Annotated in this window: 1 protein-coding gene and 1 pseudogene (1 of these 2 cut by a window edge); both read right to left on the bottom strand. The window is 66.5% G+C overall.

Annotated features, from left to right (window positions below):
• Positions 1 to 361: pseudogene (locus tag EOC06_RS33410) on the bottom strand (ABC transporter permease) (it extends 583 nt beyond the left edge of the window).
• Positions 361 to 1,366 (bottom strand): ABC transporter permease (locus tag EOC06_RS33405; protein WP_164898887.1); only part of this gene is annotated, 1,006 nt, incomplete at its 5' end. The pseudogene EOC06_RS33410 and the gene EOC06_RS33405, both read right to left, overlap by 1 nt.

The raw sequence follows: 1,366 nt of genomic DNA, 5'->3' as shown, positions 1-1,366 counted from the left end.
GCTTGATAAACGGCTTGCCGAAGAAGAAGGCGAGACCCGAGCCGAACAGCATCAGCGCGATGCCGACGGCGATGTCGTTGACTTTCGGGAATCTGCAGATCCAGCCATGGAACAGGCCGAAGCACAGGCCGGCGAAGGCGGCGGCGATGAGGCCGAGCCATGGCGAGCCCGTCATCACCGCCACCGCATAGGCGGTCATCGCACCGAAGACCAGCGTGCCTTCGAGCCCCAGATTGATGCGACCCGAACGCTCGGTGATCGCCTCGCCCAGCGAGACGAAGATGAAGGGCGTCGACACGCGGATGGCGCCGCCGAGCACGGCCAGCGGCACGCCCCAGAGGCCGATCTCGGTCGCGTCCATCAGGCGGCTCCCTTCACGAGATCGGGTCTTTTCCAAAGATCGGGATTGAAGGCCTTGAAGCGGCCGTAGAGGGTTTCGCTGAACAGGATGACGATGAAGATCATGCCTTGCAGCACCAGCACCGTGGCGTCGGGCAGGTCCATGCGGCGCTGTATCAGCCCGCCCGAGGCGTCGATGCCGCCAAGCAGGATGGCGAACGGAATGATGGCCAGCGGATTGTGGCGGGCCAGGAAGGCGACAAGGATGCCGGTGTAACCATAGCCGGCGGAAAGCGAGGCGTTGGCGCTCCCCTGCACGGCGGCGACCTCCAGCATGCCGGCAAGCCCGGCAAAGCCGCCAGCGAGCGCGGTGAAGCCGACGATCAGCGGCCCGACGGCCAGCCCCTGTACCTGTGCTGCCCGCACATTGCCGCCGGCGATGCGCGCGGCAAAACCCCAGCGGGTCTTTTCGATGAGCAACCAGGAGAGGATGCAGGCGACGACACCGACAACCAGCCCCCAATGCACGTCCATGCCCGGAATGTTGCCGATGCGGTAGATGTCCGCCAGCGGCTGCGTTGACGGCTTGTTGAGCGAGGCCGGGTCGCGCAACGGCCCTTCCACCAGCTGGTTCATCAGCGCGATGGCGATGTAGGCCATCAGCAGGCTGGAAATGGTTTCGTTGACGGCCCGATAATGGCGCAGCGCGCCGACGGCACCGATCCAGATGCCGCCGGCGGCCATGCCCGCCACGCCCATGGCAAGAATGACGATTGACGATGGCCCGCCGCTGAGCGCAGTGCCGGCTGCCGCAGCGGCGACGCCGCCGAGCACGATTGCACCCTCGCCGCCGATGACGACGAGGCCGAGCCGGGCCGGCAGGGCCACGCAGAGCGCGGCCAGCAGCAGGGGAGCGGCGCGCGACAGCGAGTTCTGGACCGAGAACCAGGAGCCGAAGCCGCCGCGCCACATGGTCTCGTAGAGCAGGATCGGCGACTTGCCGACGAGCACAATAAACAGGCTGAAC

The organism is Mesorhizobium sp. M7A.F.Ca.MR.362.00.0.0, from assembly GCF_004023175.1.
Taxonomy (GTDB): domain Bacteria; phylum Pseudomonadota; class Alphaproteobacteria; order Rhizobiales; family Rhizobiaceae; genus Mesorhizobium.
This window is presented reverse-complemented; position numbering and strand designations above follow the sequence as displayed.